At 47.6% G+C, this 23793-nt stretch carries 27 protein-coding genes and 1 other annotated feature; of the genes, 8 read left to right on the top strand and 19 right to left on the bottom strand.

Going from position 1 to position 23793, the window contains the following annotated elements; all coding sequences use genetic code 11:
* Positions 1-26 precede the first annotated feature (26 nt).
* The 13 genes from K7X24_RS18660 to K7X24_RS18600 all read right to left on the bottom strand — a co-directional run bounded on the left by K7X24_RS18660 (position 27) and on the right by K7X24_RS18600 (position 8260).
* Positions 27-635 (bottom strand): HEPN domain-containing protein, encoded by a 609-nt coding sequence (locus K7X24_RS18660; RefSeq protein WP_224557036.1) that lies wholly within the window; start codon positions 633-635, stop codon positions 27-29.
* Complete coding sequence (locus K7X24_RS18655; RefSeq protein ID WP_224557033.1) at positions 636-1775, bottom strand: DUF262 domain-containing protein; 1140 nt, start codon at positions 1773-1775, stop codon at positions 636-638.
* Between the two features lie 313 nt (positions 1776-2088).
* The gene (locus tag K7X24_RS18650) at positions 2089-2310 is read right to left on the bottom strand and encodes a hypothetical protein (protein ID WP_224557030.1); all 222 of its coding nucleotides are present in this window, start codon (positions 2308-2310) and stop codon (positions 2089-2091) included.
* Between the two features lie 159 nt (positions 2311-2469).
* A complete protein-coding gene (locus K7X24_RS18645) occupies positions 2470-2808 on the bottom strand; it encodes a hypothetical protein (RefSeq protein ID WP_224557329.1) in 339 nt (112 codons plus the stop codon).
* Positions 2801-3403, bottom strand: coding sequence for a hypothetical protein (locus K7X24_RS18640; protein ID WP_224557027.1), 603 nt, complete (start codon positions 3401-3403; stop codon positions 2801-2803). Before K7X24_RS18640 ends, K7X24_RS18645 begins: the two co-directional genes overlap by 8 nt.
* Before the next feature lie 2 nt (positions 3404-3405).
* Positions 3406-5703: a replication endonuclease gene (locus K7X24_RS18635; RefSeq protein ID WP_224557025.1), complete on the bottom strand. Its 2298-nt coding sequence runs from the start codon at positions 5701-5703 to the stop codon at positions 3406-3408.
* Complete coding sequence (locus K7X24_RS18630; RefSeq protein WP_161546595.1) at positions 5700-6011, bottom strand: hypothetical protein; 312 nt, start codon at positions 6009-6011, stop codon at positions 5700-5702. Before K7X24_RS18630 ends, K7X24_RS18635 begins: the two co-directional genes overlap by 4 nt.
* A 2-nt stretch (positions 6012-6013) precedes the next feature.
* Complete coding sequence (locus K7X24_RS18625; RefSeq protein WP_224557022.1) at positions 6014-6319, bottom strand: DUF5405 family protein; 306 nt, start codon at positions 6317-6319, stop codon at positions 6014-6016.
* Complete coding sequence (locus K7X24_RS18620; protein WP_010311509.1) at positions 6319-6561, bottom strand: DUF2732 family protein; 243 nt, start codon at positions 6559-6561, stop codon at positions 6319-6321. The genes K7X24_RS18625 and K7X24_RS18620 overlap by 1 nt, the downstream gene beginning before the upstream one ends.
* A gap of 68 nt (positions 6562-6629) precedes the next feature.
* A complete protein-coding gene (locus tag K7X24_RS18615) occupies positions 6630-7130 on the bottom strand; it encodes a replication protein B (protein WP_224557020.1) in 501 nt (166 codons plus the stop codon).
* Positions 7127-7303 (bottom strand): hypothetical protein, encoded by a 177-nt coding sequence (locus tag K7X24_RS18610; protein WP_165572538.1) that lies wholly within the window; start codon positions 7301-7303, stop codon positions 7127-7129. Before K7X24_RS18610 ends, K7X24_RS18615 begins: the two co-directional genes overlap by 4 nt.
* Positions 7304-7487: 184 nt before the next feature.
* Positions 7488-7997: a phage regulatory CII family protein gene (locus K7X24_RS18605; protein ID WP_039350745.1), complete on the bottom strand. Its 510-nt coding sequence runs from the start codon at positions 7995-7997 to the stop codon at positions 7488-7490.
* A 38-nt stretch (positions 7998-8035) separates the two neighbouring features.
* The gene (locus K7X24_RS18600) at positions 8036-8260 is read right to left on the bottom strand and encodes a hypothetical protein (RefSeq protein WP_161546592.1); all 225 of its coding nucleotides are present in this window, start codon (positions 8258-8260) and stop codon (positions 8036-8038) included.
* Between the two features lie 121 nt (positions 8261-8381).
* Here K7X24_RS18600 and K7X24_RS18595 point away from each other — a divergent pair, with 121 nt between their 5' ends.
* Genes K7X24_RS18595 through K7X24_RS18585 form a run of 3 tightly spaced genes read left to right on the top strand, consistent with a single transcriptional unit; the run spans position 8382 to position 10839 of the window.
* Positions 8382-9245, top strand: a complete 864-nt coding sequence (locus K7X24_RS18595) for a helix-turn-helix domain-containing protein (RefSeq protein ID WP_224557018.1) — start codon at positions 8382-8384, stop codon at positions 9243-9245.
* Between the two features lie 18 nt (positions 9246-9263).
* Positions 9264-9803 carry a hypothetical protein gene (locus K7X24_RS18590; RefSeq protein ID WP_039350754.1) on the top strand — a complete coding sequence of 180 codons (540 nt, stop codon included), beginning with the start codon at positions 9264-9266 and terminating at the stop codon, positions 9801-9803.
* A gap of 4 nt (positions 9804-9807) precedes the next feature.
* On the top strand, positions 9808-10839 hold the full coding sequence (locus tag K7X24_RS18585; RefSeq protein ID WP_161546590.1) for a site-specific integrase: 1032 nt from the start codon (positions 9808-9810) through the stop codon (positions 10837-10839).
* Between the two features lie 470 nt (positions 10840-11309).
* Here K7X24_RS18585 and K7X24_RS18580 read toward each other — a convergent pair whose 3' ends face one another.
* From K7X24_RS18580 to btsR, 3 genes are all read right to left on the bottom strand, one after another.
* A complete protein-coding gene (locus tag K7X24_RS18580; protein ID WP_224556998.1) occupies positions 11310-12248 on the bottom strand; it encodes a class I SAM-dependent methyltransferase in 939 nt (312 codons plus the stop codon).
* Positions 12249-12510: 262 nt separating this feature from the next.
* Positions 12511-12858, bottom strand: coding sequence for a DUF2799 domain-containing protein (locus K7X24_RS18575; protein ID WP_029368824.1), 348 nt, complete (start codon positions 12856-12858; stop codon positions 12511-12513).
* 46 nt (positions 12859-12904) lie between these two features.
* A complete protein-coding gene (gene btsR, locus K7X24_RS18570; protein WP_010285977.1) occupies positions 12905-13621 on the bottom strand; it encodes a two-component system response regulator BtsR in 717 nt (238 codons plus the stop codon).
* 249 nt (positions 13622-13870) lie between these two features.
* Here btsR and K7X24_RS18565 point away from each other — a divergent pair, with 249 nt between their 5' ends.
* On the top strand, positions 13871-14944 hold the full coding sequence (locus K7X24_RS18565; protein WP_224556994.1) for a 3-deoxy-7-phosphoheptulonate synthase: 1074 nt from the start codon (positions 13871-13873) through the stop codon (positions 14942-14944).
* A 6-nt stretch (positions 14945-14950) separates the two neighbouring features.
* Positions 14951-16072, top strand: a complete 1122-nt coding sequence (gene tyrA, locus K7X24_RS18560; RefSeq protein WP_102118997.1) for a bifunctional chorismate mutase/prephenate dehydrogenase — start codon at positions 14951-14953, stop codon at positions 16070-16072.
* Positions 16073-16153: 81 nt separating this feature from the next.
* Here tyrA and pheA read toward each other — a convergent pair whose 3' ends face one another.
* The 3 genes from pheA to bamD all read right to left on the bottom strand — a co-directional run bounded on the left by pheA (position 16154) and on the right by bamD (position 19057).
* Positions 16154-17314: a bifunctional chorismate mutase/prephenate dehydratase gene (gene pheA, locus K7X24_RS18555; protein ID WP_039475971.1), complete on the bottom strand. Its 1161-nt coding sequence runs from the start codon at positions 17312-17314 to the stop codon at positions 16154-16156.
* 28 nt (positions 17315-17342) lie between these two features.
* Positions 17343-17468, bottom strand: a sequence feature (Phe leader region).
* A gap of 194 nt (positions 17469-17662) precedes the next feature.
* Positions 17663-18001: a ribosome-associated translation inhibitor RaiA gene (raiA, locus tag K7X24_RS18550; protein ID WP_010306175.1), complete on the bottom strand. Its 339-nt coding sequence runs from the start codon at positions 17999-18001 to the stop codon at positions 17663-17665.
* A gap of 321 nt (positions 18002-18322) precedes the next feature.
* Positions 18323-19057 carry an outer membrane protein assembly factor BamD gene (gene bamD, locus K7X24_RS18545; protein WP_010306171.1) on the bottom strand — a complete coding sequence of 245 codons (735 nt, stop codon included), beginning with the start codon at positions 19055-19057 and terminating at the stop codon, positions 18323-18325.
* Between the two features lie 134 nt (positions 19058-19191).
* On the opposite strand from bamD, the gene rluD reads away from it, so the two are divergent.
* From rluD to clpB, 3 genes are all read left to right on the top strand, one after another.
* Positions 19192-20169 carry a 23S rRNA pseudouridine(1911/1915/1917) synthase RluD gene (gene rluD, locus K7X24_RS18540; RefSeq protein WP_103158072.1) on the top strand — a complete coding sequence of 326 codons (978 nt, stop codon included), beginning with the start codon at positions 19192-19194 and terminating at the stop codon, positions 20167-20169.
* Between the two features lie 43 nt (positions 20170-20212).
* Positions 20213-20938 carry a purine nucleoside phosphorylase YfiH gene (gene yfiH / locus K7X24_RS18535; protein ID WP_224556974.1) on the top strand — a complete coding sequence of 242 codons (726 nt, stop codon included), beginning with the start codon at positions 20213-20215 and terminating at the stop codon, positions 20936-20938.
* A 133-nt stretch (positions 20939-21071) separates the two neighbouring features.
* Positions 21072-23648: an ATP-dependent chaperone ClpB gene (gene clpB, locus K7X24_RS18530; protein ID WP_224556970.1), complete on the top strand. Its 2577-nt coding sequence runs from the start codon at positions 21072-21074 to the stop codon at positions 23646-23648.
* Positions 23649-23793 lie beyond the last annotated feature (145 nt).

Below are 23793 nucleotides of genomic sequence, written 5' to 3'. Positions count from 1 at the left end.
AAAAAGCCATCTACGATGGCTTTAATCTAGAAACCATAATAATGCAACCTTAACATGCTAATTATACTTTCAGCATCATTAACTTCTGCGGAAGGTGAGGAAAAGTTAGTGATGTGTCTCGGGCCTTTATGTGCTACAGCACCTCTTCGTTTTCCGTAGCTGTCAACACTATTTAATAAAACATTATCAATGGCTGCTGGTTCATAGCCGGAAAATAATGCCATTTTTATAAACGAATCCTTACGGATTCCGTTGTTTTTTGATATTTTTCCCTCAGCATTTTTAATAATAGACTCAACAACATTTTTAAAATCCGCCTCATTATAAGGTAAATTAATTGCCAGGGGAGTTTCGACTTGTTTTGATATAGCAAGTAGGTTTTGAAGATATTTAGTTCCAAAACCACTCAACTGCACATCGGATCGGATTTTTTTCAAAACCTCAAGTGCTTTTGTCTCTATATACTCTTCAAGCTCTGCGTGAACCAGTAATCGATAAGCAGCCATGTTTAGAGGGTCATGCGTGTAGGTTAATGGGTTAAGCAACTCATTTCTAATTTGGCGAGCCATATACTTACCCTTTAACTTTTTGACTCGCTTCGTCATTTCATTAAATAGTGCGCTGGCCTTAGGCATTTATACAATCCTTCGTAATACACCATCATAATTTTTACCAATGACCTGTGCCAAAACGTTTCCCCACATATCAATTCGGGTGTGAGTAGCACCTGTGGTTTTTGGAGTTTTCTCTACAGAATCTCTAAATGATTGCACCGTGCATAGCGTTTTGAAAGCTTCTTCAACTTCAATCGTTTTCTGTTCTGACAAGCTAGCGATTGTCGGATCGCAGAAGAACCGAGCTATACAGTCAAATATCGCTCTGTTAATAACCCTTTCGTATTTATTTCCTAGCCATTTTTTAAAGGCATTATCACCAAATATTTTACGAGATGCCTCTAAAGCTGTATTCAAAGATTGTAATGAACCAATAACTTCTTGTTGTAATTCATCCCAATTATTCTCGTAATATTCAACGGTTTCATCTAGGAACTCTTTAAAGTTACCCCGATATCCAGAAATATTATTATTATATGCGATAAACCTTAAGACTAACTCAGAGTCCCTCATTCTTTTATCAAGACGTTCACCAAACAAAGAGTGGAAAGCATTGCTGTTCGCAAGATAATTTTCAATCTCATCCAGAAGTTTCCCACCAATTAAGGCTTTTCGCAATTCCTGTGGAGATAAAGGAAGACTACCGCTATTTAATCTATAGAAAATAGCATACAAAAAATTCTCATCTTTCCAACTTCTGATTACAGTTGAGCGTAATGTACTATTATCTAAATATTCTCTGTCTTCGCTTGGTAGTTGGCTATAGGTTAGACCATTCAATTCTGGTCTTATATCTAAACCTCTCAGTTTAAAATTATCACCCAAGAAGTCATTTATTGTGATCAATCGCTGCTTACCATCGATTACAATGAAACGACCACGATGCTCTTTTTGCTCTGCTAATACTATATTAGGTACAGGCATACCAACAATTATGGATTCTAAAAGTCGGCTTTTTCGAGTGTCATCCCAAGCACCTCGTCTTTGAAAGCTTGGTTGAAGATTGATATTCCCTTTAGTTATTTGGCTATTTACTGTTTCGATAGTCCAGTCAGCGTTCATAACAACAGAATCTTTAAATGAAATTTGTCTATCTAAATCATCTTCATCTTCTTGTTGATCATCTGGTATTTCTAATTCATATTGGCTAATTTGAGACATACCATTTCCCTTGTCTAAGTCTGGATTCATCTATGTGATCACTATTCTAGCAGAATTCTACATTAGCAAAAGCGGGTGATAAATTTATAGCAGGATTTTGATAGACTAAGCTAAATGGAGTATATGTTTTTTTGATACGCACACTTTTCCTCTCGCGCTCGCGCGCAATGCTATCCCCGCCACGCCTGCCCGCTTTGTGTGTCGCTTTTCATGCACTCGCACGATCCAGCGCGATCCGCGCCAGCCGTGGCGTTAACGGGGATAAATTGGCAGTAGATCATCATGCAAAATCATGCGGGTTATGCATGCATGGCTAAAAGACGGCATTCTCTAATCGTTTTTTCAGGTATTCGACCAGTTCCGACTTATCTGTAATCTGCCGATATTCTCTGGTTTCAATCGTGCCGTTCGCTAAATCCGCAATCAGTGACATCGCGGTTTTTAATTCGTCTACATCGCACTGAGCCACTAACGATATGTCAGCGATTAACTGAACCCGCGACAAAACGGCTTGTATGTGTTCCGTGTTTTCCAAGGGGTGCCATTTCCTTATTTTTACTGTATGCGCATACAGTATTTTACATATTGAAATTTTCGTCAATCACTTAGTGTGCTACGGGTGACTGATTGGTTATGTGTTCAGCGCGATTAATACGGCGTGACATGTCACTTAAACATTTCACGCCGTGGCACGTCACAGAATTAACTTTAAATCATGCCAGCCTTGTGTGTTCCAACACTCAGACGCACCGGATAGGCAGCACTTAGCGACGGGTAATTTCTCTCCGCATTTCTGGCAGTTACGCTTATTCAGAACGGCTATTTTTTGTTGCAGGGCAGCAGCATCTTGACGAATTAACGTGGTCAGGTACTCGTCGATATCATACGGATCGCGCCCCGGACGACGCAGGGTACAGTTGCGCTTAAGCATTTCCAGCTCTTGTGCATCAACATGAATCTCGACTTTCACCACGCCAGCATCTCGCTGACGTGCGCGCTGGGCGGCTTTACGGTCTGCGGGGGATTTAGGCATCATCGTCTGTATCCTCAAAAGCGATAAAATCACCAAAATGCTGTAATTCAGCGCCAGCCATAAAGTATCCGAGCGACTCAGCCCGATCACCGTCACATTTGAACATGTTAAGCGGGTATCTTTCGTAGAATTTATTGATGAGTTTAGCAGTATCAAATTTTGCGTCGCCATCAGCCAATGGCTGGCTTACAGCTAACGGAACGGGCGCACGATAAAGCATTATTTGGCGGCGTGGGTCGTGGTATGGGTTATCAGGGTCAATCTTGTACAAATACGCACAGTTGTGCGCCGCTAAGTCGCGGAGTTCCTGCTCATCAGTCCACGCGACAGGCTGCTGTTTTTTCAGCTCATCTAATTCACACTCAAGCCGTTTTGCATGGGCGCGAATCCCTTTAGCTGTCCAGCCTCCGGCGATGGCTTCTGGTGGTAACCCATCCAGAACGGCGCGGAGGGATAAAATTTCCTTCGCCATTTCTTCGATAATCTCACTATCGCAAGCATCACTCAGATTACGTTCATGTTCCGAATCGAACGGTTTATATGTAGCCTTTCCCGCCAATTCTCCAATTTCTTCCAATTTTTCGTTAGTTAACATCGTTAAACCTCCATCTGATTACTAAACCCCGGCCATTCATCAGCCGCCGGGTATGAAATAAGCTCACCGTCAATCTTCATTTTTGCCCCACGCGCCAGCGCTTCCAGCTCCCAGCGTTGAGCGGTGATACCGCGCTGGAATAAATCACGCTGAATACGAGGTATCCGCTCCCGTTCTTCGCCCGTTAATCTGGCCGACGGTGACGGATCGCGGAGGGTATTGGGGTTAAAGTCGCGTTGCTTATGGTTTTTCCTGACGGATTGCTCACGCAGACGCATTCCTAGCGCCCTCACAGCCGCGTCGTCACTCCAATCAATCGGTGGGTTATCGGTTTCTAATGTCGTCGCTATGCCGCTGTTTTCGGCCTGCTTTTTGACATCTGCACCCGACCGTTGAGAACCCAACCCACAGTTATTGACAGGACTCCGAGGCGCGCCGGAGGCGCTTTTTAAAGTCAAAGGCTCAAGGTCAACGGCTTTAGAAACGATGCGCCATTCGGTTGTCCGGGTTTCAAAAACATGACCGACGCCCAAGTGCGGGGCGAAAATCCCGACCACCTTTTGCACCTCTTCGTCATACTCGTTGAGCATGTCCGACACTCGGCGCGCAACACGCACCGTTTGCAGTTCGCGGGAAACATTCGCGCCGCCCTGCGCTGTCATGTATGTGGCAAAGTCGCCAGCATCGGCGGCACAACGAACGGCTTCGACTTGCTCATCGAACTGGTCAGTGAGATTGACGGTACGCAATGGGGTACTGCGGCATTCACGGTAAGCGCCCATCGTAGGGATACCGATGGCTTTAAATTGAGGGATGCGCCACGTTGACGCCCACGCAGTGACGGCGGCGGCCACATCACGCAGTGGCTTTCCGGTTTCGTCGTCCAGTTGGCCGTCCAGCGCGTAGCCATCAATGTTTTTACTGATATATTTCGCGATATAGCCAGCCGCGCCGCCTTTATTGAGGTGTTTACATTCAAAACGGTACTTAGCCGCGCCGCGCTCGTCGCCGTCTTCTTTCAGGGCGTAGCTGCGCATAATGTCGATCACAGGTTGGCGATGCGCGCGTTTGCAAAACAGCATCATGTGCCAGTGTGGCGTCCCGTCGTGATGCGGCTCGACAACGCGCATTCCGTATACTTTCAGATCATTGTCCTTAAATGCCGTGCGCATCTTGCTCCAAATGTTGACCAGATAGCGCTGGCCGTCTTTCGGAGTAAACGCTTCACCGTCCCAGCTCCGATTAAACTGGACTGTCTCTTTTTCGCCCTTGCCGATCACGCGAGTCGGGTGATATTTCGACGGGGTAGTGATGGTGATAAACATCCCGACGTCTCGCTGTTCGCTGGCGTAACGCTCCACTCCGGCGATGGTGCTCATCAGCTCCATACGGCGGATTTCCGGGTTAGAGATACTTGCCATCACTTTGTCGATCAGGTCGATGCGTTCACCGGTTGCGACGTTCTCCAGCTCACAGCTTTTCAGGTAATCCATATTGGCGAGGCGACGCGCCTGTACATCGCGGATCGCCATCTTGCTGGCATAAGGTGACGCTTTTTTACTGACCTGACCGACGGCAATCATCAGCGCTTCACGCCAGCGTGTGCGCTGGGCTTTAAGCTGTCGCACCCACCATTCTTCATTAAGAAGGCGGCGCAGGCTGGCTATTGCCTTGCGTATATTCAGCGTGCCTTTGAGGTATTTCTTCCAGAAAAGCGGGGTGACATTGAACGCACGCGCCATTCTGGCAACATGACCGAAAAGATCGGCCTGTGCCGCGTCGGTAAAGAGCGCGTCCGGCTGGCCGCCGAGCTGCGCTTTCATGGCATCACTCATTTCCTCATACGCAGAAAATATCTGGCCGGAAATACGCGCAGCCAGACGCCCCAGCGCCTTGTCATTCATGCCGGGTAGCGTTTGATAAGCGTCAGATTCAGACAGGAAACGCTCGGAGGCGTGGCGGTTCATGGCATGCCGGGCATTGATCGCCTCAATACGCGGCCACATGCGCTGCATAAAGCTGTCAGTCAGAAAACGATTAGCGCTCAGCATCCCTTTATTTTTTTTCAGGTATGCGTAACGGTTCAGGCAGATTTCGCGCAGGAAGTGCGGTTGCTGGTTAATTTTCGATAAAACGGCTTGCCCCTGAGTCCATTCCTCACGGGTAAGCTGTCTCTCTTCTGGCACGATGGCCGGGCGGGGGGAGTTCCACGAATGCGCGCCCACGAACGCATCGCGGGTGCTGCCGGGGAAAGGTGGTGGAGGGGTGGGAGCGGTGCGCCCCCGGTGGGTAACGGTCATTGATGATCGCGCATCACTGATTCAACACGCGCCATTAATGTGGCCTGCATTTCTCCGAGCGTCTCTGGCGCGCCGGGCTGGCCGATACCTGCAAAAAAATCACTGATTTCGCTGAGAACCAACTTATCTAAGGATGTGCGTACGGATTCCGCATATTGCCAAACACCATCATCAGCGACTAATGCGCCTCCAGAAACACCACTATCTGGATCACGAAATATGGCAAGCCCGATGGGGTGCATAATTTCGTTATTTATGCGGACTAAAAGCCCGCGGCGTGAAATTTCGTTCCAATCAATAGACTGCATAATTACTCCACCTTATCGCTGTTTAACTGGTCAAAGGCTGACTGGCACAGCGCGGCAAAGCGTTTGCTTTCGGCCAGCAATTTTTTGGCGTCGGTGACGTTCCCGCGCCAAATTTCGGTGGCGATAGCACGATGTACAAAATCGTTAATGAGGCTGATGGGATTCTGATAAACAGCCAGCGTGGATAAATACGGCTGGTCGCCGTCTTCTTTCCCGCATTTAATTTCGCCCAGCGCAAAGTCATAGCCAACTTTAGCTATTGCATAATTTCCGTTGATATCGACGCGGTTATAAGCTGGATTCTCCATTACATCACCGCCTGAATATCTAAGCGTGAATGATAAAAAGTGTCAGCTTCCTGACGTAATAATTCGATAATTTCCAAATTACTTAGTTCATGAATAGAAACGTGAGTGGCTAAATCATTTAAACGGCAAGAAAACGAAACGTGCGCATCCGCCTTCGCCTCGTTACGTGCCTGAGAAAGCATTAACTGAACGCCTTCGCTTTCAGCCTTGCGGCGTATTTCCTGACCTACTGTTTTATACATGTGCATATAATCCTCAGATAAAAGGAGTTCCGACGCGGTTAAGCGCCTAATTAATTTCAGGTGGTTATTTAATTCAGATATTCTTCGGGTTTAATTGCCGTCAGAATGTCAGGGGCAGCATCAAATAAACTCACAAGCTCATTTAATGCGCGTAATATTGGTTTACGCCATTGGCATGATTCATCGTCAATACGCCAATAAGGTTGATTAAATTCTTTTTCAGTTAACCCCGCGTGCATAAATAAGGTTTTTCTCTCGCCGACATTTAACCAACTCAGAAACGTTGACGTATTTACGCCCCGACTACGCACCTTTGAAAAAGCCCGGCGCAGTTCATCAATAGCGCAAACAATCCGCTCACGCTCTGCGGTTGGCATTTCGTCAAGACGGTAAACGGTTTGGCTCTTTTTCATCTGCGCATGAAAGCAGACCGTCAAACGGTCACGCTCATGCAAGCTGTTGTAATACGCGCAAGTTTCACGCCAGCGGCTATCAGCAAAGTGTTTGCCGATCACGTTGCGCAGCCCGGCGGGTAAGTTCTGCATACTGCTGACAGTAAAGGCTGTCATGCTTTCCCCCGTATCACTGACTTGATAGAACGGATAGCCCGTTGGGCATAATTCGCCGAGCGGGTACGGATGATGATCCCCTGACGGCCTTTGCCTTTGGTGATCGTAAAATCGGGCTTTGTCTCCGTCTGGTGCCACCAGAGGAACGGCGCGATTGATATTGGTGCTTGCATGGTTTCCTCCTTCCTATTGGTAACCGCCCACGGATAGACGGTTGCGAATAGGTGCCGGGCGTATCCGGCACAGGGTGACGCCACTCAGGAAAGCGCCTCTACAAACTCAGCAAAGCTCAGTGCTTCCTCGCCCTCTGCAAGACTGTAAAAATACTCTTCGTATGCTTGTTCCATCTTCGTAACCTCACCCAATATTCAACGACGCACTAATACCGCTCAGTGCATCTACGGTTGACGCTAACGCGGGGTTAGCCTGAATACGCGATTGCAGCGTTAAGCCGACCAACGACAAATAACGCACACCCGCGTTGATACTCTCGATCACGTTATGCCGACGCGCTGGCGTCATACGCTCATCTGATACACTTTCAGCAGCGACCGCGCCCACGGCGGCGGTGGCCTGCAATACATACGTGGTTAGCCGTTCCGCCTTTGCCTCATTCACTGGCACGGCTGGCAGGCAATTAAGCTGTGCCAAAAGCCCATCGATCAGCGTGGCGTCTTCGGTTACATCGGTGATGGTCATCAGCTCGTCACAGGTCAATTTGTGCGGCTGTTCTGGATTCAGTTTGTTACGCAACATTTGCGCATTCATGCCGATACGTTCGGCCACATCAGCCAGATTCTGCTTGTTGGAAAATGCCCGGCAAGCGTTGTTGAAGTGCGGTTGTTTAGCCATTTGGTAATCAAACATAGTCATCATCCCTGTTAACTTAAATAATTAAGTTGAACTTACGCAGCAACGTAACGGCAATTGATACCTTGCTGTAGCAGTCGGGCACGGAAAGCAACCATGTTAATCCGGGCGGCACTTCCTTCTTTTTTACGAGGCATGATAAGGAGATCGCCATCGGCAACCATCTTTTTAACGGTTCGCAGGCTGTATCCGTAAGCGTCGGCAAACTCGTCATAGGTCATGACGTCCTTGCCGGAAGGGATTGCAATTTGTGATGTCATAAATCAATATCTCTAGTTGGCTGTTGTTTTAGTGCATTGGCGTGCATTTTGTCTCTACGGTGGACACTCTAAAACAACGTTTGTTTCTTGTAAACCCCTTCGTTTGGTTTTGGCAGAGATTATGAATTTTGAGGAACAAAGCGCAATTGACGTTTTAGAACGACTTTATGCGTCATACAACGTCTCTACTCAGAAGGACTTAGCTGAGTGTATGAAACTGCACCCAGCCAATGTAAGTAATTGGGTTCAAAGGAATAGCGTACCAAGTAGCGCCATTATCACGTGTGTATTAGATACTGGTGCGGATCTTAATTGGTTGCTAACAGGTGAGCTTAAAAATTTAAGTTCATCGGCTATTAATGACCGTTTGAAAGGGAAAGTGGGTAAAAGTCTTTACGATATGGTGCTCTCGGCAGGGGGTAAGCCGATTCTCCGCCGCATGCTGGATGCCTACGGTTTTGAAATGCAAAAAGAGTTAGGTGACCGTTTCAACCTGTCATCTGGCACGATCAGTTCATGGATTCGCCGTAATTTTTTCCCCGGGGATATTGTCGTGACTTGTGCTCTGGAAACCGGGGTTTCTCTCCGGTGGCTGGTAACAGGGCAGGGGGATATGAAAGGCGAAGTGGCGTTCTCGCTACCCGCTAATGAAAATGTAACGGATATCCCGAAATATCAGCTCTTATCCGGCGAACTAAAATCCGTTGGATCATGGGCGTGTGATAAAGCACTTATCCCTGCTTCTGTGTCCTCTCCCGCGTTTGTAGACGGCACTAAAAATTCCTGGGTAATCGATAGAGACGCAAAAATTATCAGTAATGGGCGCTGGTTCGTTGATTTAGATGGGGCTATTGATGTTTGCGATATCGCTCGATTGCCGGGGAACAAGATCAAAGTAAGTAGTAGTTCTGCGCAGTTTGATTGTGATGTCAGTGACGTTAAACCTGTTGGTTTAGTTTTCTTAACGTTGGAAAAACATATTTAATTTGGAGGCTTTTAAACAGTGGATGTAATAATTAGTATTATTGGCGCTATCCTTTCATTTTATATTGTTAGATATAGCTACAGTGGTCGTTACTCAGAGAAGATCGTTAAGATATCTTCTCTTTGTTATTCATTTTCTTTTTTTATCATTTCCTTAATTTCTTTGATTTTCGATGATTACCCAATTCTTTACTTTTTCTGTTTTTTAAACGTTTGCTTATTGATTGCTGGTTATAGCTACAAAGAAAAAGCAGCTAATAAAAAGCAAAGTGAATCGGGAGAAGTATCTACAACATCAGATAAACTCAGGGTTTTTTCATCAAAGGTTAATTTAAAAGAAATTGCTTTTGAATATGAAGACGCTGTAGGCAAGCAGAGCTATAGAACTATCGATGTAAAAGAATGCGACTTGATATATATCACGGGCTATTGTCATACAGCAAAAGCATTGAGAACATTTAGAGTAGATAGAGTTATTGATGGTGTTATTATTCGTGAAACTGGAGAACTCTTGAAATCTTACGAATATGTAAATCGATATAAGAAGAGTGGGCGTTAAATTCATGACAGTAACCAAGCTCCCATCAGGAGAATGGCGCGCTGATTTTCGTATTAACGGGCGCGATAGTAAGCGCGTTCGTAAAACATTCCCTACAAAAGGCGAAGCGGTTGCGTTTGAGCAATACACGTTGAATGAAGCCAGTGAAAAGCCGTGGTTAGGGGAGAAAGAAGATCGCCGCCGCCTTAGTGAAGTTATCGATCTCTGGTATCACTTGCACGGCCAATCTCTTACCGCTATCAGTTCCCGCATGGGAAAGTTGAAAATAGTCTGTGATGGGTTGGGCGACCCAATAGCTTCTCGTTTCACAGCTAAAGATTTTGCGCACTACCGTGATAAGCGGTTACGGGGCGAAATCAGTAACGGATACCATGACAATCCAGAGCGCTGGGCTGTGAAACCGATCACGGTCAACAGAGAACTACAATATCTGACTGCTGTTTTTAGTGAGCTGAAAAGGTTAGGAGAATGGACGCTGCCGAACCCGCTAGATGGTGTCCGCATATTCAAAGAAGAAGATAAGGAAATGGCGTGGTTAACTCACCCCCAGATAAATGAATTATTGGGGGCGTGTGAATCATACGGCAATGAAGATCTAACGTGGATTGTGAAAGTCTGTTTGTCTACAGGTGCACGTTGGAGCGAGGCGGAAAAGCTGACCCGTTCTCAACTGTCTCCTTTCAAAGTGACCTTTTTTAAGACTAAGGGTAAGAAGAATAGAACAGTCCCGATCTCACAGTGGCTACATGATGAACTAGCGTCAAGACAGAGACGCATGTTCAAACCGTGCTATCAGAACTTTAAGAAAGTGCTGGCGATGACCAGCATCACATTACCTGATGGACAGAAAACCCATGTATTGCGGCACACATTTGCATCACACTTCATGATGAATGGGGGAAATATTTTGGTACTACAGCGCATCTTAGGCCATGCAAATATCCGTGAAACGATGAAGTATGCGCACTTTGCGCCGGATCATTTAGAAGAGGCGGTCAGCTTGAACCCACTAGCTAGTCATAGTGTCCACAAATAGTCCACGCAGCATGTATTAGGTCGCACCGCAATGCACCAAAGATACACGTAACTAACTGTATTTTATAAAATAACCATATAAATCAGTGTGGTTGCATAAGAGCGTCTTAACTAAGATAGCGCTTTCGCAACATCCGAAAGTTGTTATTTTTCAATGGCCTAGCGAATTCGCTAGGCTTTTTTTTATCTAAATGGCGGCAAAGTAGCGGCAGATCATGGCTGTGTGGTAGTCCTCTTTCTGGGAATAAGTCCTTTGCTTAAGGCCCGAGTCTAAGGCATGACCGTGTTGGCAGTAAAAAGCCCACCATCTTGGTGGGCTTAGCTTTCCCTGGTGCCATCATTATTGTTTGAATTTCAGTACCATGATGACATTAGACATGGTTATTTTATAAACGTTTATACAGATCAATTTTTCAATATTGATCGGTTACGGCGATCAAAATATTGTGTTGATACCGTTTTTTACTCTGCTCAGAACGGCTTATTCGCGATGACTGTTGGGTACATATGCATACGATCGTTAATGAACTGAATATCTGTGAATCCTGCCTGCTCTAGCTGCGACTGTGTTTTTTTGTGGGTACGAAACGCTGTCCATGTTGCCCCGATAATACGTGAGAAAAGCACATATTGGAGGGCTAGCAATTTTGGATCGGTGTTTATCCATGGGGAATCTTGTGACAGCGTAGGAGGCGGTGTCATAAAGCTGGTGATCAGCGTACCTCCTGGCTTTAAACCTGAGTAGAACACGCGGTAAAGCTCGGTAACTTTGTCATCATCTTGTTCATAGACGTTGAGTCCGTTGCTGGTAATCACATCTGCTTGTGCTGCCAAATCCATTGTCCAGGCATCAGTAAGCACCAACGATATCTGGTTTTCTAACCCTTGCTGACTGGCAAGCTTATAAGCTTCTTCCAGCGCCTGTTTATCCAGATCGATTCCGATTAATTTCACATCTCGATGCCGCGTATAGTCCAGCAGCAGTAAATCGGCCATGACGCCACAAGGGACCGATACCATGATGGCGTCGGGGCGCAAGAGCTCTTGAAGCAGACGTTGGAAAATACCAAATCGTTCACGTGTTGCCAAAACGCTGGGTAACTGTGTGTAGATGATTTCTTCGAGTGGATTAACATAGTGAGCTGGCTGATGTGTTATCACATTATGCGTCCAGTACGCATTTAACCCGTGATGTTTTAGTAAAAACTTGCCTAGTTCAAGGTGGGAGAACGCCTCCAGAATCGCGAGTTGTTCCTCTACAGAAATGCCGAGATGGTCGCCGGACTCGATAATGTTGTTCTTTACCGCAGCGACTCGTTCATCATGGCTTTCCTGTGATGAGGTAGCGTGTGATAAGAGTCTTGAACTGCTATTTAGAGACGAGTTATGAGGCTTGCTTGAACCGGACATATGAGCACTCCATAATATCAATCGCTATCAGGAATAATGGTTTTAACTATCAGTGAGGTATGCCTTTCGTTATCCCAGCATCAGATTGTTAATAACTTAATGTGACTATTTAATGTGAGCGATAATAGAGGGGAGGTATGTCTGACGTATTTCTGTGTGAGTACAAAAGTGAGTGGAATTGTTACCAGATGCGATGAGCCATAGCGCTTTGCCAGCTAAAGTGCTGATGAGTATGGATCATCGTTTTATCTTCGGAAGGATGTTAAGGCAGGCTCTGTTGCCAGCGAGTTCGCAGTGTCTCCGCATTCTCTACGCCATCGCAACTGGCGGGAAAGTTTTTCCCTGCTTTTCCCCATTCTTCCATGTTATCTGTACCGCAAAAAGCCGACTGTCCGGCCTGATAGCCACGTAGGTAGGTTTCACGGTCGATCTGAGGATTACCAAACCATTCCTGCAAAGTGCTATCGTCCTTTACGACCATACCAGAGATTGCATCCTGATAACCCGTTTCGTACCAGAAGCCTGACTCACTTTTAGCGGGTAGCGACGGGACGTTGCTTTGGCATGCTGTCATTAAAAGAATTACAGCCAAGACATAACTGTATTTCATCATCAAACCTTCAATGTTTCGGCCATCGGCCTGCAGAAGCATCGCATCAGGCGATGCCCAATTTTTCTTTCAGTAATTTAAGGTAGCGGCGACTGACGGGGATGTGTTTTCCCGTATGCGTCAATACTTCTGCTGCGCCGTTCTCCATTAACTGGATTTCTTTCAGCTGTTCCGTATTAACCATGTATTGGCGATGGCAACGGACGAAAGGCGTTTTCTCTTCCAGCGTTTTCAATGAAAGTTGGGTATAGCCAGACTGGCTGACGCCCACGACGTGTACGCCGCTGAGTTCTGAACAAAGATACTCGACTTCCTCAATCTTGAGTAAAAAAATACGGTTGTGTCCGTTACAGGGAATATGGCGAAGCAAGGGTTCTGAAATTATCTGTACGTTTTTATTTACACTGACGCCGCGACGTAAACGATTTAGCGTTTTGCTTAGCCGTTGTGCATCTAGTGGTTTGAGCAAATAGTCAAAAGCATGCTCTTCAAATGCCCTCACTGCGTACTCATCATAGGCTGTCACGAAGACGACATAAGGCATATTTTCTGGATCCAACATGGCAACCAGCTCTAATCCGCTGATCTTTGGCATCTGTATATCCAGAAAAATCACATCCGGCTGTAGCCGATGGATAGCCGGTATCGCCTCCAGCGCATTGCTGCATTGTGCAATGATGGTGATATCAGACTCATTTTCCAGTAGCAGGCTGAGCTCTTCACGTGCCAGCTGTTCGTCATCGATGATTATGGCTTTCAGCATCCTTCCCCCTTGTTGGCGTGATTCTATCACTATTCACGCCAGGGATTAGCATGGTTGCGTCGGGAAGTGATAGGCCAGACAGATATCGTTTTTCTGGCAATATTTAGGGTGGTAATTTTTTATTTACACTAAGTGGATTTAAATCTTTACGGTTCGTGTTATGGTGTAAACATCACGCGTAGGCAGGTTGTACAGACAGCAGTCTTTACAGACGATCGCGAACATATTGAACTTTTCAGGAACAGACTCATGCAAAAAGATTCGCTTAATAATATTAATATCAGTGACGAGCAAATTTTGATTACCCCTGATGAATTGAAAGCTAAGTTCCCGCTTAACGACGCGGAGCAGCGCGATATTGCGCAAGCGAGAGCGACCATTGCGGATATCATTCATGGTCGTGACGATCGGTTGCTGATCGTCTGCGGACCTTGCTCGATTCATGACACGGATGCAGCGCTGGAATACGCGCGCCGCTTACAGTCGCTTGCTGCTGAATTGAACGATCGCCTCTACATTGTGATGCGTGTTTACTTTGAAAAACCGCGTACTACCGTGGGCTGGAAAGGGCTCATCAACGATCCGTTCATGGATGGTTCATTTGATGTGGAATCTGGGCTGCATATTGCGCGTGGATTGCTATTAGAACTGGTGAATATGGGACTGCCGCTGGCGACTGAAGCGCTTGATCCAAACAGCCCGCAGTACTTGGGTGATTTGTTCAGTTGGTCGGCTATCGGTGCACGTACGACAGAATCACAAACTCACCGTGAGATGGCTTCCGGCCTGTCGATGCCTGTCGGGTTCAAAAACGGTACGGATGGTAGTCTGGGAACGGCGATCAACGCGATGAGAGCCGCCTCGATGCCGCACCGTTTTGTTGGTATCAACCAAACTGGGCAAGTTTGTCTGCTGCAAACGCAAGGGAACATTGATGGTCATGTGATTCTGCGCGGCGGTAAAAAACCAAACTACAGTGCGCAGGATGTCGCCGAATGTGAAAAACAGATGCAGGAAGCGGGACTGAGACCGGCGCTGATGATAGATTGTAGTCACGGTAATTCGAATAAAGACTACCGCCGTCAGCCACTTGTTGTTGAATCTGCGATTGAACAAATCAAGGCGGGAAATCGTTCCATTATAGGCTTGATGCTGGAAAGCCACCTTAACGAGGGGAGCCAGTCTTCAGAACAGCCGCGTTCAGATATGCGCTACGGTGTATCGGTCACGGATGCCTGTATCAGTTGGGAAAGTACAGAGACGTTGCTGCGTTCCGTTCATCACGATCTGAGCGCTGCACGTGTGAAACATTCAGGAGAGTAACAAGATATGGTAGCTGAACTGACCGTATTACGTGATCAGATAGATGAGGTAGATAAGGAGCTTGTCGCGCTGTTATCACGTCGGTTGCGTTTGGTGGCGGAAGTGGGTGAAGTGAAAAGCCGTCATGGTTTGCCCATCTATGCGCCCGATCGTGAAGCGGCCATGCTCAGCTCACGTCGTAAAGAAGCGGAGTCGATGGGGGTTCCGCCGGATCTCATTGAGGATATCCTGCGGCGTACCATGCGTGAGTCTTATACCAGTGAAAACGACAAAGGCTTTAAAACGCTGTGCCCGCAGTTACGCCCGGTTGTCATCATCGGTGGCCGGGGGCAAATGGGCAACCTGTTTGAGAAAATGCTGACGCTGTCTGGTTATCAGGTGAGGATCCTGGAGCAAGATGATTGGCCGCGTGCTGATGAACTGCTGTCTGATGCCGGTATGGTGATTGTTAGCGTGCCGATTCACGTGACTGAACAGGTTATTGCCCGTCTGCCTGCTTTACCAGATGACTGTATTTTGGTTGATTTGGCATCGGTAAAAAATGGCCCGCTTCAGGCGATGCTGGCAGTGCATAGTGGCCCGGTACTTGGGTTACACCCTATGTTTGGGCCAGACAGCGGTAGCCTTGCCAAGCAGGTTGTCGTCTATTGCGATGGGCGGCAGCCGGAAGCCTACCAGTGGTTACTGGAACAGATTCAGGTGTGGGGCGCGCGTCTGCATCGTATCAGTGCAGTCGAACATGATCAGAACATGATGTTCATTCAGGCGCTTCGTCACTTTGCGACATTCGCGTATGGCCTGCATTTAGCGGAAGAGAACGTGCAGCTTGAACAGCTATTAGCGCTGTCATCGCCAATCTATCGTCTGGAATTGATCATGGTTGGTCGGTTGTTTGCGCAGGATCCGCAGCTTTATGCCGACATTATTATGTCTTCAGCGGATAATCTGGCGTTGATTAAGCGTTATTACAAACGTTTTGGCGAGGCGATTGAACTACTGGAGCAGACGGATAAAGCAGAGTTTATCAACAGCTTCAAGAAGGTCGAACACTGGTTTGGTGACTATGCCAAACGCTTTCAGGCGGAGAGCCGGGTGCTTTTACGCCAGGCAAACGATATTCGTCAATAAGTACGTTCGCTATCTTGGTTGTGTTTAAGACGCCATCCCGGGGATACCAGGATGGCTTTTTCAATTATTCGTTCACATCGACTATTCGTTCACATCGACAGGGACGACGTTTTCACTCGGGTAGCAGCCCAACACTTTTAACGAGCGGGTTATAGGGGCTAATCCTTTTAGCGCTTTCTGCATGGCATCGCTGCGCAGGTTGGCCTGTACGTCCAGATAGAACATCTCTTCCCACGGGTTACCGTTGATCGGTCTGGATTCCAGCTTGGTCATCACAATGCCGTTATCACGCAATACCAACAGGGCTTCCACCAGCGCACCTGACTGTTGACCGGTTGCCATAATTAGCGTGGTTTTTGCTGGCACTTGTTCCGTCACGTCAATGGGCTTACGTGCTAATACAATGAAGCGGGTGATGTTTTGCGACTGATTGGCCAGATCGTGTTCCAGCATCTGTAGCTGATAAAGCTGACCACCGGCTTCGCTGCCGAGCGCTGCTGCTTTTGGTGAGTTGAGCGCCGCGACTTTTTCCATCGCCGCAGCCGTGCTCTCACAATATTCAATCTTCCAGTGTGGAAAACGGTTAATGAAATGGCTGCACTGCTGGAACGGTTGCGGGTGGCTGTAAACCGTTTCGATCTGTTCCAATGACGTATCGGTGGCAACTAAAACGCAGTGATTTATCGGATTGGTTAATTCGCCGACGATGGATAAAGCCGTGTGTTGCAGCAGATCGTAGACGTCGTTAATCGAACCAGAGCTGGTGTTTTCAATCGGCAGAACGGCATAGTCCGCTTGCCCTGTTTCCACCATGTTGAAAATGTCCTGAAATTTCTGGCAACCACATTCGATAAATTGTTCGAAGTGTCGCGCGGCATATTGGCGAGCGGCAAGATGGGAATAAGATCCTTTCGGACCGAGAAACGCAATACGGGCAGAGTGTGACGTTGTTTGGTTGAGGTGATGCTGTAAGAGTGCCTGCTGCGTCAGTACCGAATCTTCAATGATGAGCTGGAATAAGCGGGTAATGTAGTGACCATCAAGATGATGCTTTTTCCCAGCGGCTGTCAGTTTGTCCAGCAAATCACGCTCACGCTCTTTATCACGGATTGGGCGATGCGAATGCAATTTGCTGCGGGCAACGTCCAACGCGAGTTCTCGTCTTTGTGCCAACAATTCAATTAATTGCAGATCCAATGCGCTGATGCGTTCTCGCAGTGCCAGTAATGGGTTGTCTGTCATGATGCTGTTACCTGTCTTATGTTCTTATATAAAAAAAGCCTCCTGGTCAGGAGGCTTTTTTGTTCGTCTTCGTATTCTTGCTCTTACGACGAATCGCCTCCCAAATCAGGGGAAGGTGAAAAAGAATACGAAGAAGAACAGTTTATTTGTCATGTTTACTCGGTTAGTCAGGAAGATATCCAGATTCTGAGTAGGTAAGGTAACTGTTGGCTTTTCATCCTGTCAATACAAAATCGCCGAGCGCAATCTTAAACGAGGTATAGCGTTGGCTCTTTAGGATGCGGATTGCGGAGTTTGGAATACAAAAACGCGCCCTCAGGCGCGTTATATTGAGGTAAAGAGAATGAATTACTCTTCTTGAGTCGGCTGGAGATTCGCTTCTTTGACGCTAGCTACCGCGCGTCTGGCTTCACCTTTATGCTGGAGTTTGTCCAACTGGCGTTCGAGCTTGGTAATTAGCTCATTGATGGCGGCATACATATCGTCATGCTTGGCACTGGCAACCAGCGGGCCATTTGGCGTACTGATAGTGCCATCAGCCACAAAACCCTGAGGCTCTTTTGACAGAATGATATGCGGGTTAATCAGCTGGGTTTGCCACTTATCCAGCTTAGAAAGACGGTCTTCGACATGTTGACGAATTGCGGGGGTGATATCCATTTGCTTACTGGTAATATTAATAGTCATATAAACTTACCTCTCTGCCTATGTCCGTCTTGGATAATTTCAGCATACAGTGAGTTGTGACAAAAAGCGTGATATTGATCGCTTTTTTTCGTCACTTTTTGTCAAGAAAATACGATTTGTGAAGCATCATCGGGAATAGAAGGGAAGTACTTGAGGGGGCATCTGGCCTGTGCCATTATTGATAGGATGTATTGACGTTACCGCGCTGTTGTTGACTCCCGCCAACCTGTTTTTTCTGCTCAGCTGTGCATAGCCAACCGAGCGAACCATAAAAAAACGGCAACCGAAGCTGCCGTCTTATTACTGCGCGTCACTTGTCGTTTATGCTGGATTCGCCGCGATGACTTTTGCGACTTTGTCCGCCTGTGCGGCCAGTTGCAGTTCACGGTAGGCATTTTCCATCAACGGCAACGCAGTTTTCGTTGCCTGAGTATCTGGGTAATCACGCAGCATTTGCTCAACGCGATTAACTACTGCCACATAAGCGCCGCGTTTCGTGTAGTATTGCGCGACAGAAAGTTCATACTTGGCCAGACGCTCTTTGAGGTAAACCAAACGCTTGTTTGCGTCGGTGGCATATTGGCTGTTCGGATATCCCTGAATGAGCTTACTGAAATCCCGAAATGCGGTGCGAGCATACTGCGGATCGCGATCGGAACGATCAACGCCGAAGAAGCCTTGTAACGCACTATCATCCAGCGCCATGTCGGTCAGGCCGCGCATGTACAGGACATAATCCACGTTTGGATGGGTCGGGTTGAGTCGCAGGAAGCGGTCAATAGAAGCTTGGGCCAATGGCAGCTCTGCGGATTTGTAATAAGCGTAGATCAAATCCAACTGTACTTGCTGCGAGTAGGGGCCAAAGGGATACCGGTTATCCAGTGCTTCCAACTGCGTGATGGCTGCTTTAAAGTTGCCGTCTTGCAGTTTTTGTTGAGCATTGGCATAGATTTCAGATGGCGGACTATCAGGAACCGCATCTTTGGAATTGCTGGAGCAACCAGCCAGCGCCAGGCTCAACGTGGCGGCAGCCACCAGATATTTCATACGCGTCATGACGTTTTGATTATCCTCAGAATGTTATTCCGGGAGACTGTCCGTGAAGCTCCCGATTTAGACCAGCTACAATAGTACATTATTTTAAACGGCGTCGCCGTCAAAACCCAACGTTAACGAAGAAGCTGCATAATATGGCACAACAAGTACAACTCACCGCAACGGTGGCCGAATCTCAACTCGGACAACGTTTAGATCAGGCTTTGGCCGAATTGTTCCCTGATTATTCACGATCCCGCATAAAAGAGTGGATTCTTGAGAATCGAGTACAGATTAACGGCAATGTCATCAATAAGCCAAAAGAGAAAGTACTTGGCGGCGAATCGGTAGCCATTGATGCATTGATTGAAGAAGAAGCACGCTGGGAAGCACAGGATATCAAACTGGATATCGTGTACGAGGATCAAGATATCCTGGTCATCAATAAACCCAGAGATCTGGTGGTTCACCCCGGTGCGGGTAACCCAGATGGTACGGTATTGAATGCCTTGCTACATCATTATCCTGAGATTGCCGATGTGCCCCGTGCTGGGATTGTGCACCGACTTGATAAAGATACGACAGGGCTTATGGTGGTCGCGAAAACTGTACCCGCACAGACGCGTTTAGTTGAGGCGCTACAGGCGCGTGAAATTACGCGTGAATATGAAGCCGTTGCGATTGGTTCGATGACTGCGGGTGGCATGGTCGAGCAGCCTATCGCTCGTCACTCAACCAAGCGTACTCATATGGCCGTGCACCCAATGGGTAAGCCTGCCGTGACGCATTATCGCATCATGGAACATTTCCGTGCGCATACCCGCTTGCGGTTGCGTCTGGAAACGGGGCGCACCCATCAGATTCGTGTGCATATGGCGCATATTAATCATCCTCTGGTTGGCGATCAGCTATACGGTGGTCGTCCTCGCCCGCCAAAAGGCGCTTCGGAGGATTTCATTGAGATGCTACGTGGGTTCGATCGTCAGGCACTGCATGCCACCATGTTGCGTTTCTACCATCCTATTACTGGCATTCACATGGAATGGCATGCGGAATTACCACAGGATATGGTCGATCTGATAGATGCACTGAAAGCCGATACCGAAGCATTTAAGGATCAGCTCGACTGGTAATGTATTCAATACGATAAGTGCCGATTTATAGAGGTGACGGACTATGCTGATATACCCCGACTGGCCTTTGCCAGAAAGTGTGAAATCTTGTAGTACGACGCGCATTGGCGGGGGGAGTGGTGCACCTTATGATTCGCTGAATCTAGGGAATCATGTGGGTGATGACCCCTCGCATGTCACCACAAATCGGCAAACGCTGGTGGAGATGGCCAGTCTTCCTTCTATGCCGCATTGGTTGGAACAGGTTCATGGCACCGATGTGATTCGTATTGGTGAGGTGTCCCCTACGTCTGTTTGCGGTGATGCGGCTTATACCGACAAGAAAGGGAAAGTCTGTGCGGTGATGACGGCTGACTGTTTGCCCGTGCTTTTTTGTGCAATCAACGGTGACGAAGTCGCTGCCGCGCATGCTGGCTGGCGGGGATTGCACGCCGGGGTACTGGAAGAAACGTTAGCCTGTTTCCGTGCGCAACCCGCGCAAATTATGGCGTGGCTGGGGCCTGCTATTGGGCCTGATGCCTTTGAAGTCGGCCCTGAGGTTAGGAATGCATTTATTCAGCATGATGCGGCGGCGGCCTCTGCATTTCGGCCTGAAGGAAACAAATTTTTTGCCGATATCTACCAACTGGCACGTCTGCGTTTACGTGCTGCAGGGGTAACGCAAATTTTTGGTGGAAATGCCTGTACTGTGAGCGAGCCTCACAAATTTTTCTCTTATCGGCGTGATGGCGTGACTGGCCGTATGGCAAGTTTAATCTGGCTGATATAACCTATTGAATTAAGACGATCCAAGACAAGTAACATTTAAATCCTGTCACGACTGGCAAAATAACCTTGAAATTTTTGAGGGATGACCTCATTTAATCTCCAGTAGCAATTTTGACCAGTGTATGGGAGGTGTTATGCGTCTGGATCGTCTTACCAACAAATTCCAACTTGCTCTTGCTGATGCCCAGTCTCTTGCCCTTGGGCGCGATCACCAGTTTATTGAACCACTTCACTTGATGAGTGCCTTGCTTCATCAGGATGGTGGAACTGTTGGTCCACTTCTGACTGTTGCCGGAGCCAATCTTAATCACCTGAAAACCGAAATCGACCAGGCAATCACGCGTTTGCCTCAGGTTGAAGGCACTGATGGTGATGTCCAACCTTCGAACGAGTTAGTCCGCGCATTGAATATGTGCGACAAACTTGCGCAAAAGCGTGGAGATACCTTTATTTCCTCAGAACTTTTCGTGCTTGCTGCTTTGGAGTCTCGTGGCACGCTGGGGGATATTTTGAAAAAGGCGGGCGTCACGCAGCAAGGTGTAACAAACGCCATCGATCAAGTGAGAGGAGGGGATCAAGTGAACGATCAGGGAGCTGAAGATCAGCGCCAGGCACTAAAGAAATTCACGATTGACCTCACGGAGCGAGCGGAGCAAGGCAAGCTCGATCCGGTGATCGGACGTGATGAAGAAATTCGCCGTACTATTCAGGTCCTACAGCGTCGAACCAAAAATAACCCAGTATTAATTGGTGAGCCCGGCGTGGGTAAAACCGCGATAGTGGAAGGGTTAGCTCAGCGCATCGTTAATGGCGAAGTGCCCGAAGGCCTGAAAAACAAGCGCGTACTTTCGCTGGATATGGGCGCGCTGGTGGCTGGTGCGAAATATCGTGGTGAGTTTGAAGAGCGTTTGAAAGGCGTGCTCAACGATCTGTCTAAGCAGGAAGGCAACGTCATTCTGTTTATTGATGAACTTCATACGATGGTGGGGGCAGGCAAAGCCGATGGCGCGATGGACGCCGGCAATATGCTAAAACCCGCGCTGGCTCGTGGTGAGTTGCATTGCGTTGGGGCGACAACGCTAAATGAGTATCGGCAATATATTGAAAAAGACGCGGCCCTTGAGCGTCGTTTCCAGAAAGTGTTTGTCGCTGAACCGACCGTTGAAGACACGATTGCGATTCTGCGCGGGCTGAAAGAGCGCTATGAATTGCACCATCATGTACAAATTACTGACCCGGCGATTGTTGCGGCAGCCATGTTATCTTATCGTTATATCGCGGATCGTCAGTTGCCGGATAAAGCGATTGACCTGATTGATGAGGCGGCATCCAGTATTCGTATTCAGATTGACTCGAAACCAGAGCCCCTTGATCGGCTGGAGCGCCGAATCATCCAGTTAAAGCTGGAGCAGCAGGCGTTGAAAAAAGAATCTGATGAAGCAAGCCAAAAGCGGCTTGAATTGCTGAGTGCTGAACTTGACCAAAAAGAGCGTGAATATTTCCAACAAGAAGAAGAGTGGAAAGCAGAAAAAGCATCACTCACGGGAACGCAGAATATTAAAGCGTCTTTAGAGCAGGCGAAAATTGCGTTGGAACAGGCTCGCCGTCAGGGCGATCTGGGAATAATGTCTGAGCTGCAATACGGCAAAATCCCTGAGCTGGAGAAACAACTGGCAGCAGCAACGCAGCAGGAAGGGAAAACGATGCATTTGCTGCGTAATCGAGTAACGGATGTTGAAATCGCTGATGTTCTGGCGCGTTGGACTGGGATTCCTGTTTCTCGCATGTTGGAAAGCGAGAAAGAAAAATTATTACGCATGGAAGATGAACTGCATCAGCGTGTGATTGGGCAGAACGAAGCCGTTGAAGCGGTAGCGAATTCTATCCGTCGTAGTCGGGCTGGGCTATCTGACCCGAATCGTCCTATTGGTTCGTTCCTGTTCCTTGGGCCAACAGGCGTTGGGAAAACGGAACTCTGCAAAACGCTGGCGACTTTCCTCTTCGACAGTGACGACGCCATGGTGCGTATCGATATGTCTGAGTTTATGGAGAAACACTCGGTTTCACGTTTGGTCGGTGCGCCTCCGGGATATGTCGGTTACGAAGAAGGGGGCTATTTAACGGAAGCGGTGCGTCGTCGTCCTTATTCGGTCATTTTGCTGGATGAGATCGAAAAGGCACACCCTGATGTATTCAATATCCTACTTCAGGTATTAGATGATGGCCGCCTTACTGATGGCCAGGGCAGAACGGTCGACTTCCGTAATACTGTGGTCATCATGACGTCCAATTTGGGGTCTGATCTTATTCAGGAACGTTTTGGTGAGCGCAGCTATACCGAAATGAGAGATATGGTGCTTGATGTTGTTAGTCACAGCTTCCGTCCTGAGTTTATTAACCGTATCGATGAAGTCGTGGTATTCCACCCACTGGGAAGGGCGCATATTACGTCGATCGCACAAATTCAGCTCCAGAGACTGTACAAGCGTCTTGAAGAGCGCGGATATAGTGTCACGATCGCGGATGCGGCTTTAGATATGCTCGGGGAAGTTGGGTTTGATCCTGTCTATGGTGCGCGCCCGCTTAAAAGAGCGATACAGCAATTGATAGAAAACCCACTCGCTCAGCAGATGCTTGGGGGGAAATTGATACCTGGTAAACCGATCACATTAGATGTTGAAGGCGAACAGATAGTCGCACGACAAGAATAATGTGAGTGAAATGGTAAGCGGGCAACGGGGCATTCGTTAATGGATGCTCCGTTTTTACATATTAAGCTCAGGTTATATCCATCTTTTGTGTGTTAAGTGTGCTAAATACTGTTTCTTGTCTTGTTTTTGAACGGTTGGGAAATAA

The organism is Pectobacterium versatile (genome assembly GCF_020166435.1).
Classification (GTDB): Bacteria; Pseudomonadota; Gammaproteobacteria; order Enterobacterales; family Enterobacteriaceae; genus Pectobacterium; species Pectobacterium versatile.
This window is presented reverse-complemented; position numbering and strand designations above follow the sequence as displayed.